This is a genomic window from Streptomyces sp. NPDC006134, from assembly GCF_040628835.1.
Taxonomy (GTDB): Bacteria; Actinomycetota; Actinomycetes; order Streptomycetales; family Streptomycetaceae; genus Streptomyces.
This window is the reverse complement of record NZ_JBEXTV010000039.1, coordinates 1-12738: the sequence shown is the minus strand read 5'-3', so window position 1 is coordinate 12738 and position 12738 is coordinate 1. Positions and strand designations below refer to the sequence as shown.

At 73.4% G+C, this 12738-nt stretch carries 10 protein-coding genes; 5 read left to right on the top strand and 5 right to left on the bottom strand.

Features of this window, described 5'->3' with window-relative positions:
• Positions 1–313: tetratricopeptide repeat protein (locus ABZ340_RS24000; RefSeq protein WP_358783866.1), on the top strand; the 313-nt coding region annotated here is incomplete at its 5' end.
• Here the strand turns inward: ABZ340_RS24000 and ABZ340_RS23995 are convergent.
• On the bottom strand, positions 310–1014 hold the full coding sequence (locus ABZ340_RS23995; protein WP_358783865.1) for a response regulator: 705 nt from the start codon (positions 1012–1014) through the stop codon (positions 310–312). The genes ABZ340_RS24000 and ABZ340_RS23995 overlap by 4 nt on opposite strands.
• Positions 1011–2636: a sensor histidine kinase gene (locus ABZ340_RS23990; RefSeq protein WP_358783864.1), complete on the bottom strand. Its 1626-nt coding sequence runs from the start codon at positions 2634–2636 to the stop codon at positions 1011–1013. Before ABZ340_RS23990 ends, ABZ340_RS23995 begins: the two co-directional genes overlap by 4 nt.
• 188 nt (positions 2637–2824) lie before the next feature.
• Between ABZ340_RS23990 and ABZ340_RS23985 the strand changes: the two genes are divergently transcribed.
• From ABZ340_RS23985 to ABZ340_RS23970, 4 genes are all read left to right on the top strand, one after another.
• Positions 2825–4207, top strand: coding sequence for a cation:dicarboxylase symporter family transporter (locus ABZ340_RS23985; RefSeq protein WP_358783863.1), 1383 nt, complete (start codon positions 2825–2827; stop codon positions 4205–4207).
• Positions 4208–4457: 250 nt separating this feature from the next.
• A complete protein-coding gene (locus tag ABZ340_RS23980) occupies positions 4458–4877 on the top strand; it encodes a MerR family transcriptional regulator (RefSeq protein ID WP_358783862.1) in 420 nt (139 codons plus the stop codon).
• A gap of 23 nt (positions 4878–4900) precedes the next feature.
• A complete protein-coding gene (gene trxA, locus ABZ340_RS23975) occupies positions 4901–5215 on the top strand; it encodes a thioredoxin (protein ID WP_358783921.1) in 315 nt (104 codons plus the stop codon).
• 181 nt (positions 5216–5396) lie between these two features.
• Complete coding sequence (locus tag ABZ340_RS23970) at positions 5397–7652, top strand: ATP-dependent DNA helicase (protein ID WP_358783861.1); 2256 nt, start codon at positions 5397–5399, stop codon at positions 7650–7652.
• Here ABZ340_RS23970 and glgB read toward each other — a convergent pair.
• The 3 genes from glgB to ABZ340_RS23955 form a co-directional block, all read right to left on the bottom strand.
• The gene (glgB, locus tag ABZ340_RS23965; RefSeq protein ID WP_358783860.1) at positions 7649–10330 is read right to left on the bottom strand and encodes a 1,4-alpha-glucan branching enzyme; all 2682 of its coding nucleotides are present in this window, start codon (positions 10328–10330) and stop codon (positions 7649–7651) included. The genes ABZ340_RS23970 and glgB overlap by 4 nt on opposite strands.
• A 28-nt stretch (positions 10331–10358) precedes the next feature.
• Positions 10359–11762 (bottom strand): maltokinase, encoded by a 1404-nt coding sequence (locus ABZ340_RS23960; protein WP_358783859.1) that lies wholly within the window; start codon positions 11760–11762, stop codon positions 10359–10361.
• Positions 11763–12036: 274 nt separating this feature from the next.
• The coding region (locus ABZ340_RS23955; RefSeq protein WP_358783858.1) for an alpha-glucosidase C-terminal domain-containing protein at positions 12037–12738 on the bottom strand (702 nt) is incomplete at its 5' end.

Genomic DNA, 12738 nt, shown 5'->3' with positions numbered 1-12738 from the left:
CGGGGACCGCCACCGCGAGGCCGGGGCGTGGAACAACCTCGGCAGCGCCCTGCGGGTGGCGGGTCGGGTGGAAGAGGCGATCGAGGCGTACGGCAAGGCCCTGCAGATCCGCCGGGAGTTCGAGGACTGGTACGGGGCGGGCAAGACCCTCGAAAACCTGGCCCGCGCCCACGAGGACGCTGACCGCCCCGCCGACGCCCGAGCCTGCTGGCTCCAGTCCGCCGACGCCTTCACCCGCGCCAATGAGCCGGACCGAGCCGCCCAAGCCCGCACCTGGGCCGCCGAACCCGACGAGGCCGAGCCCACCCCCTAACGCCCCCGCTCCACGCCTCCCCGAACCCACCGGTACACCAACTCCGGCCTCCCCACCTGCCCATACACCGGCTTCCGCTCGGCCCTCCCCGCCTCCACCAGATGCTCCAGATAGCGCCGGGCCGTGATCCGGGAGATCCCCACCGCCTCGGCCACCCCCGCCGCCGTGAGCCCGTCCTCGGCCTCCCGCACCGCCCCGGTCACCCGCTCCAGCGTCGGCCCGCTCAACCCCTTCGGCAGCGCCGCGGGCCCCGGCGCACGCAACGTCGCCAGGGCCCGGTCCACCTCGTCCTGCCCGCTCGCCTCGCCCGCCGCCGCGCGGAACTCGGCGTACCGGACCAGCCGGTCCCGCAGCGTCGCGAAGGTGAACGGTTTCAGGACGTACTGGACGACCCCCAGCGACACTCCTTCCCGCACCACCGCGAGATCCCGCGCCGACGTCACCGCGATCACGTCGGCGTGGTACCCGGCGGCCCGCAGTGACCGGGCCAGCTGCAAGCCGTGCCCGTCCGGCAGGTGCAGGTCCAGCAACAGCAGATCCACCCGCGTCCGTTCCAGCGCCCGCCGGGCCTCCGTGCCCGTGTGGGCCTTGCCGACGGCGACGAAACCCGGCACCCGGCCGACGTACATCACGTGCGCGTCCGCGGCGACCGGGTCGTCCTCGACGACCAGGACGCGGATGGGGCCGGTCCGCTCGCTCACGCCTCGCCTCCCGTCACCGCGCCCACCCGCAGCGGCAGCCGCACCTCGAACTCGGCGCCGCCGTCGGCGGACTCCGCCACCGACAGGGTGCCTTCGTGCCGGTGCACCGCCTGCCGGACCAGGGCCAGGCCGAGTCCGCGGCCGCGTCCGCCGGGCCCGGCGGGCTTGGTCGTGAAGCCCCGCTGGAAGACGACCTCCGCGTGGGCCGGGTCGACGCCGGGGCCCGAGTCGGCGACCCGCAGGATCAGCTCCGAGCCGGCCCGCGTGTACGCGGTGACCGTGACCCGGGCCCGTACGCTGCCCTGCGCCGCGTCCACGGCGTTGTCGATCAGGTTGCCGAGGATGGTGACCAGGTCCCGGGCGGGCAGGGACGGCGGCAGCAGCCCGTCGTCCAGGCGGCTGTCCGGCGACACCACCAGCTCCACGCCCCGCTCGTTGGCCTGGGCCGTCTTGCCCAGCAGCAGCGCGGCGAGCACCGGCTCGCTCACCGCCGCGACCACCTGGTCGGTCAGCGCCTGCGCCAGCTCCAGTTCGGCCGTCGCGAACTCCACGGCCTCCTCCGCGCGGCCCAGCTCGATCAGCGACACCACCGTGTGCAGCCGGTTCGCGGCCTCGTGCGCCTGCGCCCGCAGCGCCTGGGTGAAGCCGCGCTCGGAGTCCAGCTCGCCCATGAGCGACTGGAGTTCGGTCACGTCCCGGAGGGTCACTATCGTGCCGCGGCGCTCGCCGCCCGAGACCGGGGAGGTGTTCACGGCCACCACCCGGTCCGCCGTCAGGTGCACCTCGTCCACGCGCGGCTCGGAGGACAGCAGCGCCCCGGTCAGCCGGGCGGGCAGGCCCAGGTCCGCGACCGGCCGGCCCACCACCTCGCCGGTCAGCCCCAGCAGCTCCCGGCCGCCGTCGTTGATCAGCGCCACCCGGTACCGCCCGTCCAGCATCAGCAGCCCCTCGCGCACCGCGTGCAGGGCGGCCTGGTGGTAGTCGTGCATCCGGCTGAGCTCGGTGGCGTTCATGCCGTGGGTGTGGCGGCGCAGCCGGGCGTTGACGACGTAGGTGCCGACCGCGCCGAGCGCGAGGACCCCGGCGGCGACGCCGAGCAGCGCGGTGAGCTGGTCCCGCACCCGCTTGCTGATCTCCTCCACCTTGATGCCGGCGCTGACCAGGCCGACGACCCGGCCGCCGTCCCGGACGGGCGTGACCGCCCGGACCGAGGGGCCGAGCGTGCCCGTGTAGGTCTCGGTGAAGGTGCCGCCCTCCAGCGCGGGCCCGATGTGGCCGCGGAAGGGGCGCCCGATCTGCCCGGTGTCGGGGTGGGTCCAGCGGATGCCCCGCGGGTTCATGATCGTCACGAAGTCGACGCCGGTGTCGCGCATGACCTGGAGCGCGTACGGCTGGAGGGCCGCCGTCGGGTCGGGGGTGCGGATCGCCTCCCGTACGGAGGGGGAGTCGGCGATGGCCCGGGCCACCGCCGTGGCCTGCCGCCCGGCCGCGTCCTCGGCCTGCGCCCGGTCGCTGACGTAGGAGAACAGCGCGTACCCGGCGACGACCACGGCGATCAGTACGGCCTGCATGGCGAAGAGCTGTCCGGCCAGGCTGCGGGGTCGGGGGACGGTCAGGCGCATGCCGTCAGTCTGCCTCTTGGCTGATCGGTGAACTAAATGAACGCAAGGGTGACCGCACTCACACGGCGGGAGATAGTCACGGCGATCCCCGGACCCGGGCCCTCACCTGCCCGGACTCCCGGAACCCCCGATGCCCGGACGTGAGCCGCACGCCGGTGACACCGACGACGTCGTCAAGGAGGGCCGCCGTGACCAGCGCAGCCGATACGGCACCTGCCGCGCCGAAGACCAAGCGGGACCGCACGCACTATCTCTACATCGCGGTGATCGTCGCGGTCGCCCTCGGCATCGCCGTGGGGCTGGCCGCGCCCGACTTCGCGGTCGGGCTGAAGCCGATCGGCACCGGGTTCGTCAACCTGATCAAGATGATGATCTCGCCGATCATCTTCTGCACGATCGTGCTGGGCATCGGGTCGGTGCGCAAGGCCGCCAAGGTCGGCGCCGTCGGCGGGATCGCCCTGGTCTACTTCCTGGTGATGTCGCTGGTGGCGCTCGCCATCGGCCTGGTCGTCGGCAACATCCTGGAGCCCGGCACCGGGCTGGCGATCACCGACGCCGTCAAGGAGACGGGCCACGCGCAGGTCGACGCCGAGGCCAAGGACACCACCGAGTTCCTGCTCGGCATCATCCCGACCACCATCGTGTCCGCCTTCACCGGCGGCGAGGTGCTCCAGACCCTGCTGGTCGCCCTGCTGTGCGGCTTCGCGCTCCAGGCGATGGGCCCGGCCGGGCAGCCCGTCCTGCGCGGCGTCGAGCACATCCAGCGGCTGGTCTTCCGCGTCCTGGCGATGGTGATGTGGGCCGCCCCCGTCGGCGCGTTCGGCGCCATGGCCGCCGTCACCGGCTCCGCCGGCGTCGACGCGCTCAAGAGCCTCGCCGTGCTGATGCTCGGCTTCTACGTCACCTGCGTGCTGTTCGTCTTCGTGGTGCTCGGCGCGCTGCTGCGGATCGTCTCCGGCGTCAACGCCTTCTCGCTCTTCAAGTACCTGGGCCGCGAGTTCCTGCTGATCCTGTCCACGTCCTCGTCGGAGTCGGCGCTGCCGCGCCTGATCGCCAAGATGGAGCACCTGGGCGTCAGCAAGCCGGTGGTCGGCATCACCGTCCCGACCGGCTACTCCTTCAACCTCGACGGCACCATGATCTACATGACCATGGCCTCGCTGTTCATCGCCGACGCCATGGGCACCCCGATGTCGGTCGGCGAGCAGATCCCGCTGCTGCTGTTCCTGCTGGTCGCCTCCAAGGGCGCCGCCGGTGTCACCGGCGCGGGCCTGGCGACCCTGGCCGGCGGCCTCCAGTCGCACAAGCCCGCCCTGGTGGACGGCATCGGCCTGATCGTCGGCATCGACCGCTTCATGAGCGAGGCCCGCGCCCTGACCAACTTCGCGGGCAACGCCGTCGCCACCGTCCTGGTCGGCACCTGGACCAAGGAGATCGACAAGGAGCGGGTCGCGGAGGTCCTCGCCGGGCGGGTCCCCTTCGACGAGAAGACCCTCCTGGACGATGCCCACGGGGACGCCCGCGCCGAGGCGTCCGAGCCGGGCGGCGAGAAGGAACTGGCCAAGACCTGAGATTCCTCCCCCCACCCGGGCGGTCCCCCCCGCCGCCCGGTTCCCCTGCCGCCTGGTCCCTCCGCGCTCCACGGAAGGACCGGGCGGCACCTTCGTGCCCGGACCGCGCCGACGGTGCCGTGGTACCGGTGGTGCGGTGGTACCGGTGGTGCGGTGGTACCGGTGGTGCCGAGGCGCGGGCGGCACCACCGGTGGGCGGGCCGGAGCCGCCCTTGCCTTGACGTCGGCGTCAAGGGCTACGTTCGTCCGCATGCGAATCGGTGAGCTCGCCGCACGCGCCGGGACCACGACGCGCACGCTGCGGTACTACGAGGCGCGCGGGCTGCTGTCCGCGCGGCGGGACGACAAGGGGCACCGGACCTACGACGAGCGCGACCTGCGGCTGCTGGAGCAGATCAGGACGCTGCGGGACTTCGGGTTCGAGCTGGAGGAGACCCGGCCCTTCGTGGAGTGCCTGCGCGCCGGGCATCCGGAGGGCGACTCCTGCCCGGCGTCGCTCGCGGTGTACCGGCGCAAGCTGGCGGAGCTGGACGCGCTGATCGGCGAGTTGCGGGGCGTGCGGGCGACGGTGGCGGCGCAGCTGGCGCGGGCGGAGTCGGCGCGGGACGAGCTGGCGGCCGAGTCGCGGGTTCCGGGGGGTCCGGAGCCGGTGTGCGAACTGGGAGGGTGAGGGCGATGAGCAAGGCGAACGGCGTGACCGAGGTGACGGACGAGAGTTTCGCGGCGGAGGTGATCGGGGCGGAGCTGCCGGTGCTGGTGGAGTTCACGGCCGACTGGTGCCCGCCCTGCCGGCAGATGGCGCCGGTGCTGGCCGCCCTGGCCGAGGAGGAGGCGGACCGGCTCCGCGTGGTCCAGCTCAACGTCGACGAGAATCCGGGCACCACCAACGCCTACAAGGTGCTGTCGATGCCGACGTTCATGGTCTTCCGCGACGGTGAGCCGGTGAAGTCCATGGTGGGCGCCCGGGCCAAGCGGCGGCTGCTCCAGGAGCTGGCGGACGTCGTCTGAACCGGAACCGCGGTCGGCTCCGCGGACGAAGAAATCCCCCGGGCAATTGCGCCCGGGGGATTTCTTTGCGTATATTCAATCTTTCGCGATTCCAGTCGAATGGGTCGCAAAAGAAGTCCAGTGAGCACAGTATATCCGGGCGGGAGTGGAATTGTCAAACACCGAATTTCCGGACGATGAATTGAGGCAGGAGCAGGAATTCGTCGACGGGCTGTACGCGCGCGTGGACGCCCTGCGCGGCGACGCCGAGGCCTCCGTCACGGACGCCCTCGCCCAGGGCAGCACGCCCATGCAGGCCAGGCTGGAGCGGGACATCCTCGTCGCCGAGCGCTCCGGGCTGCTCGCCGCGCTGAACGCGGTCGACGGCTCGCTGTGCTTCGGCCGCATCGACCTCACCTCCGGGCAGACCCACCACATCGGCCGCATCGGGCTGCGCGCCGACGACGCCGAGCACACCCCGGTCCTCATCGACTGGCGCGCCGACGTCGCCCGCCCCTTCTACCTGGCCACCGGCCACACCCCGATGGGCCTGCGCCGCCGCCGGCACATCGCCACCGAGGGCCGCACGGTCACCGCCCTGCACGACGAGATCCTCGACCTCGGCGACCAGACCCGCACCGGCCACGAGGACCCCTCCGGCGACGCCGTGCTGCTCGCCGCGCTGAACTCCGCGCGCACCGGCCGCATGGGCGACATCGTGCGGACCATCCAGGCCGACCAGGACCGCATCATCCGCGCCCCGCACCGCGGCGTGCTCGTCGTCGAGGGCGGCCCCGGCACCGGCAAGACGGCCGTCGCCCTGCACCGGGCGGCGTACCTGCTCTACGAGCACCGGGAACTGCTCGCCAAGCGCGCCGTCCTCATCGTCGGCCCCAACCCCGCCTTCCTCGGCTACATCGGCGAGGTGCTGCCCTCCCTCGGCGAGACCGGCGTCCTCCTCGCCACCGTCGGCGAGCTGTTCCCCGGGGTGAAGGCGACGGCCGCGGACACGCCCGAGGCCGCCGCCGTCAAGGGCCGCGCCGGCATGGCGGACGTCCTCGCCGAGGTCGTGCGCAGCCGGCAGGCGCTGCCCGACCCGGTCATCGCGATCGAGCACGACCGCGAGGTCCTCCTGCTCGACGACGGCCTGGTGAACGTCGCCCGCGAACGCACCCGGGCCGCGAAGCTGCCGCACAACGTGGCCCGCGAGCACTTCGAGGGCCACCTCCTCAACACCCTCACCGAGCTGTACGCCGAGCGCGTCGGCACCGACCCCTACGACGGCACCAGCCTCCTCGACGCGAGCGACATCACCCAGATCCGCGACGAACTCGCCGAGAACCCCGAGGTCTGGTCCGCCATCGACCGGTTGTGGCCGGTCCTGACCCCGCAGCGGCTCGTCGCGGACTTCCTCGCCGCGCCCGAGGAGTTCCTCCCCGCCGAGGACGCCGACGCGATCCGCCGCCCGGTCACCCGCGCCTGGACCACGGCGGACGTGCCGCTGCTGGACGAGGCCGCCGAACTGCTCGGCGAGGACGACCGCACGGCCCGCGCCCGCGCCGAACGCGAGCGCGAAGAGCAGATCGCCTACGCGCAGGGCGTGCTGGACGTGTCGTACGCCTCCCGGACGTTCGAGTTCGAGGACAAGGAGGAGAGCGACCCGGAGGCCGCCGAGGTGCTCTCCGCGCACGACATCATCGACGCGGAGCGGTTCGCCGAGCGCCAGGAGGAGGACGACCACCGCAGCGCCGCCGAGCGCGCCGCGGCCGACCGCACCTGGGCGTTCGGGCACATCATCGTCGACGAGGCGCAGGAGCTGTCCCCGATGGCCTGGCGGCTGCTGATGCGCCGCTGCCCGACCCGCTCGATGACGCTGGTCGGCGACCCGGCGCAGACCGCGGAGGCGGCCGGCGTCGGCTCCTGGGACAAGATCCTCCACCCCTACGTCGAGGACCGCTGGGAGCACACCCGCCTCGGCGTCAACTACCGCACCCCCGCCGAGATCATGGACCTGGCGGCGGCCGTGGTCCGCGCCGAGCACCCCGGCTTCGAGCCGCCGAGCTCGGTCCGCTCCACCGGCGTACGCCCCTGGATCCGCGCCACCGCAGACCTCCCGGCCGCCGTCGCCGAGGCGGTCGCCGAACTCACCCCGGACGAGGGCCGCCTCGCCGTCATCGCCCCGCGCGAGCTGCACCGCGCGCTCGCGGCCCGCCTGGACGGCGTGACGGCCGGCGCCGAGCCCGACCTGACGCGGACCGTCGTCCTGCTCGACCCGCGCCAGTCCAAGGGCCTGGAGTTCGACTCCGTCCTGGTCGTCGAACCCGGCCGCTACGGCACCAGCGACCTGTACGTGGCCCTGACCCGCGCCACCCAGCGCCTCGGCGTACTGCACACCGAGCCGCTGCCGAGGGCACTCGCCGACGCGGCCCGGCGGCTCGAAGGCGCCGGGGACCGCTAGGCCGGGCGCAGCCAGACCGTCGCCAGGGGTGGCAGGGTCAGCCGGATGCTCGCCGGGCGGCCGTGCCACCCCTGGGGTTCCGGCTTGACCGGGTGGGGGTGGGTGACGCCGCTGCCGCCGTAGCGGGCATCGTCGGTGTTGAGGACCTCGTGCCAGGCGGGGACGTCGTCGGGGACGCCGAGGCGGTAGTCGTGGCGGACCACGGGGGAGAAGTGGGACACCGCCAGCAGCGGCGCGCCCTCCGCGTCGAAGCGCAGGAACGCGAAGACATTGTCCTCGGCGGCGTCCCCGGCCACCCACGCGAAGCCGGACGGGTGCGTGTCCCGCTGCCACAGCGCCGGGGTGGCGCGGTAGACGGCGTTGAGGTCGCGCACCAGGTCCCGCACGCCCCGGTGGTCGGCCTCGGCCCCGTACTCCGGGTCCAGCAGCCACCAGTCGGGGCCGTGGGCCTCGGACCACTCGGCGCCCTGGGCGAACTCCTGCCCCATGAACAGCAGCTGCTTGCCGGGGTGGGCCCACATGAAGCCGAGGTAGGCGCGGTGGTCGGCGCGCTGCTGCCACCAGTCGCCCGGCATCTTCGACACCAGGGACCGCTTGCCGTGGACGACCTCGTCGTGGGAGATCGGCAGGACGTAGTTCTCGCTGTAGGCGTACACCATCGAGAAGGTCATCTCGTGGTGGTGGTACTTGCGGTGCACCGGCTCGTGGCTCATGTACTGGAGCGAGTCGTGCATCCAGCCCATGTTCCACTTCAGCCCGAAGCCGAGGCCGCCGAAGCCGCTCGGGCCCTGGTGGTGGGTGGCGCGGGTGACGCCGTCCCAGGCCGTCGACTCCTCCGCGATCGTCACCACGCCGGGGCACCGCCGGTAGACGGTCGCGTTCATCTCCTGGAGGAAGGCCACCGCGTCCAGGTTCTCCCGGCCGCCGTGCTCGTTGGGCCTCCACTGGCCGGGCTCGCGCGAGTAGTCCAGGTAGAGCATCGAGGCGACGGCGTCCACGCGCAGGCCGTCGATGTGGAACTCCTCGCACCAGTACACGGCGTTCGCCACCAGGAAGTTGCGCACCTCGCGGCGGCCGAAGTCGAACTCCAGCGTGCCCCAGTCGGGGTGCGCCGAGCGCAGCGGATCCTCGTGCTCGTACAGCGGACGGCCGTCGAACTCGGCCAGCGCCCAGTCGTCGCGCGGGAAGTGGGCCGGCACCCAGTCCATCAGGACGCCGATGCCGGCCCGGTGCAGGGAGTCGACCAGGAACTTGAAGTCGTCGGGGGTGCCGAGACGGGCCGTGGGCGCGTAGAAACCGGTGACCTGGTAGCCCCACGAGCCGCCGAAGGGGTGCTCGGCGACCGGCATCAGCTCGACGTGGGTGAAGCCGAGGTCCTTGACGTACGCGGGGAGCTCCTCGGCGAGCTGACGGTAGGACAGCCCCGGCCGCCAGGAGGGGAGGTGGACCTCGTACACCGACAGGGGCGCCTCGTGCGCCGGGCGGTCGGCGCGGCGGGCGAGCCACTCCGCGTCGCCCCACTCGTAGTGCGAGGCGTGGACGACGGAGGAGGTGGCCGGCGGAACCTCGGTGCGGCGGGCCAGCGGATCGGCGCGCAGCGTCTTCGAACCGTCCGGCCGCGTGATCTCGAACTTGTACAGCTCGCCCTCGCCGATGCCGGGCACGAACAGCTCCCACACGCCGGAGGAGCCCAGGGAGCGCATCGGGAAGCCGGTGCCGTCCCAGAAGTTGAAGCCGCCGGCCACCCGCACCCCGCGCGCGTTCGGCGCCCACACCGCGAAGCGGGTGCCGGTCACGCCCTGGTGGGTCATCGGGTGCGCGCCCAGCACCCGCCACAGCTGCTCGTGCCGGCCCTCGCCGATCAGGTGCAGGTCGAAGTCGCCGAGGGTGGGCAGGAAGCGGTAGGCGTCCTCGGTCTCCTGGACGGTCTCCGCGTAGGCGACGAGGAGCCGGTAGGCGGGGACCTCGGCCAGGGGCAGCAGCCCCGAGAAGAAGCCGTCGCCGTCGTCGTGCAGCTCGGCCCGCAGGCCGTCTGCGACGACGGTCACCGACCGGGCGTACGGCCGGAACGCGCGGACGGCGATCCCGCCGGGCACCGGGTGGGCGCCCAGGACGGCGTGCGGGTCGTGGTGCGTGCCGTGGAGCAGCCGCTCCCGGTCGCCCGCGTCCAGGGCGGGGGAGACGGCGGCCTCCACCGGCTCGGGCGGCCTCGGCCTCGGGGCCGTGCCCGCCGCGGCGGGCGTCTTCCGCGCGGCGGCTTCCTGCCGGGCGGTGGTCTTCCGGGTGGCGGCCTTGCGGGCCGGGGCCGCCTTCTGGGCCGGGACCGCCTTCTTCGCCCCGGTCTTCGCCGTGGTCTTCTTCGCGGGTTTCCCGGCCTTTCCGGTGGTCTTCTGCGCGGCCTGCCCAGGCAGCACCGCCTTCCGCGCGCTCTCCGTGTTCTTCGCGGCCTCCGCGTTCTCCACGGCCTCCGCGTTCTCCACGGCCTCGGTGTTCTTCACGGCCTCGGTGTTCTTCACGGTCTTCGCGCTCTTCGTGCCCTGCGCGGTCTTCGTGCTCTTCGCCGCCTTCTGCGCGGCGCTCTTCTTCTGCGCCGGCCGCGCGGCCGGCGGCTGCTCGGCGCCGGCTTCCTCGGCCGTCTTCTTCGGGTGCGAACCGGTGGACGGGTCACGGGGGGTCACGGGCGGAGCCTCCTCGGCGAAGGTCGGGTCAGGGGGATCGGGTGGGATCGGCGACGGCCAGGCGCCGCACCGCCGACAGGGGCACCGGGAGCCAGCCGGGGCGGTGCCGCGCCTCGTAGACGACCTCGTAGACCGCCTTGTCCGTCTCGTAGGCGCGCAGCAGCACGGGGTCGGTGCGCGGGTCCCGGCCGGCGACCTCCGCGTACCCGGTGCAGTACGCGGCCCGGCAGGTCTCGGCCCACCCCGGCACCGGGGCGTCGGCCGAGTGCGCCGCGTAGTCGAAGGAGCGGAGCATTCCGGCGATGTCCCGCACCGGCGGCTGCGGCATCCGCCGCTCGGCGAGCGGCCTGGCCGGTTCGCCCTCGAAGTCGATCAGGGACCACTCCCCGTCCGGGGAGCGCAGGCACTGGCCCAGATGCAGGTCGCCGTGGACCCGCTGCGCGGTCCAGGTGCGGCCCTCGGCGGCCAGGCCGCCCAGCGCGGTGAACGCCGACCGCAGTCCGGGCGCGTACGGCCGCAGCGCCGGCACCGCGTGCACGGCCTCCTCCAGCCGCGCGAGCATGCCGCCGACGAGCTGTTCCAGGGCGCTGTGGCCGAGGGTGACGGGCGGCAGCGCCCGGGCCAGCGCGGTGTGCACCTCGGCGGTGGCCCGCCCCAGCGCCCGCGCCTCGGCCGCGAAGTCCTCCCCCTTGGCCAGCTCGCGCAGCGCCAGCTCCCAGCCGTCGGTGGCGCCCTGCACGTAGGGCTGGAGGACACCCAGGACCCACGGCTGCCCGTCCAGGTGCGCCGCCATCCACGCCGTGGGCGCCGGCACCCGCGGGCAGCCCTCGCGGGCCAGCGCCAGCGGCAGCTCCAGGTCGGGGTTGACGCCGGGCAGGATCCGGCGCAGCAGCTTCAGGATGAACGTATCTCCGTAGACGACCGACGAGTTGGACTGCTCGGCGGTCATCAGGCGCGGGACCAGGCCGGACCGTATCTCCTGGCTCCGGTCCCGCTCGAAGCGGAGCGGGCCGACGCGGTCCCGGGTGCGCAGCGCCTCCAGGAGCACCTCGGCGGGGCGGGCGTCGTACAGGGCGTCGTAGACCGTGTGCCCGGCCAGCGGGCCCTGGGCGACGTGGCCGATCAGCGCGGGCGCCAGCCGGGGCGGCAGCACCTCGCGCACGCCTATGAGCAGCTGGTAGCAGTCGCCCGGGTGCGGCGGGGCGCCCGGGGCCGGTACGAGCGGCTGATGGGCGCGCACGATCAGGTGGTACAGGCCGAGCCTGGCGTCGGCGGGGAGCAGCTCGGTGGCCGCGACCGGCGAGAACCCGGTGACCGGGCGCCCCTTGCCCGCGAACCACCGCTGCCGCGGCAGCCACTCCCGCAACAGGGGGTCCAGTGACGCGAGGAGGCCGGGCGAAGCGGTGACGAGAGGGGTGGCGGCTTCCGACATGGCGTCGTGTCCTTTCCCCGGGGGGTGGTCGGGGTGTCACTGTTGCGTGCCCCGGGCGGGGCGGGGGAAACCGCTCCGCCCGGGGGCCTGGGGACCGGACCGGTCCGAACGAGCCGGTCCGGTCGAGCCGGTCCGGTCGAGCCGGTCCGGTCGAGCCGGCCCGGTGGTGGTCCGGCGGCGGCCCGGTGGTGGTCCGGCGGCGGCCCGGTGGTGGTCCGGCGGCGACTCGTGGCGGCTCGGTGGCGGACCTGCGGTGGACCGGCGTCACCGGGCGCTACACGGCCTCCTTGCGCAGCCGGAACCAGTAGAAGCCGTGGCCCGCGAGGGTGAGCAGGTACGGCAGTTCACCGATGGCGGGGAAGCGGACCCCGCCGAACAGCTCGACCGGATGCCGCCCCTGGAAGGCGCTCAGGTCGAGCTCCGTGGGCTGGGCGAAACGGGAGAAGTTGTGCACGCACAGCACCAGGTCGTCCTCGTACTCCCGCAGGAAGGCGAGGACCGCCGGGTTGGAGGAGGGCAGTTCGGTGTACGAGCCCAGGCCGAACGCCGCGTTCTGCTTGCGGATCTCGATCATGCGGCGGGTCCAGTGCAGCAGCGAGGACGGCGAGGCCATGGACGCCTCGACGTTCGTCACCTGGTAGCCGTAGACCGGGTCCATGATCGTCGGCAGGAACAGGCGGCCCGGGTCGCAGGACGAGAACCCGGCGTTGCGGTCCGGGGTCCACTGCATCGGGGTGCGCACCGCGTCGCGGTCGCCGAGCCAGATGTTGTCGCCCATGCCGATCTCGTCGCCGTAGTAGATGATCGGCGAGCCCGGCAGGGACAGCAGCAGGGCCGTGAACAGCTCGATCTGGTTCCGGTCGTTGTCCAGCAGGGGCGCGAGGCGGCGGCGGATGCCGATGTTGGCGCGCATGCGGGGGTCCTTGGCGTACTCGGCCCACATGTAGTCGCGCTCCTCGTCGGTGACCATCTCCAG